General features: G+C 59.6%; 1 pseudogene. It reads right to left on the reverse strand.

Annotated elements, in window-relative coordinates:
• Positions 1 to 364: pseudogene (locus WKT20_RS18255) on the reverse strand (viral A-type inclusion protein); the annotation flags it as partial.

Genomic DNA, 364 nt, shown 5'->3' on the forward strand with positions numbered 1-364 from the left:
ATGCCCTTCAGCCGTGTCCATCTTCTCCACCACGCTTTCCAGCCGGTCGTCCATGCTGCTCCAGTGCTGCAGCCCGCCGGTGAACATGCCCTCCAGCTTCGTGCCCTGGTCCTGCGTCATGGCCGTAAAGCCGCCCGCTTTCGCACTTTGGCTCGTACCGCCCTGCTGCGTCTTGTCATAACCGGTGGCTGCCGCCAGGTTGTCACGCAGGGCAAGGGCTTCATCCATATACTGCATGTACTCTTCCATCAGCGCGTTCCGTTCCGCCTCGGTCAGTTCGTTGTCCTCCATGGCCTTGCCGAACTTCTCCCACCAGCCTTTCAGTTTGTCGCTGTACATCTCACCGATCTTGTTGCTCAGCATC

Origin of the sequence: Phocaeicola sp. ICN-14070 (assembly GCF_037892625.1) — a bacterium.
Taxonomy (GTDB): Bacteria; Bacteroidota; Bacteroidia; order Bacteroidales; family Bacteroidaceae; genus Phocaeicola; species Phocaeicola plebeius.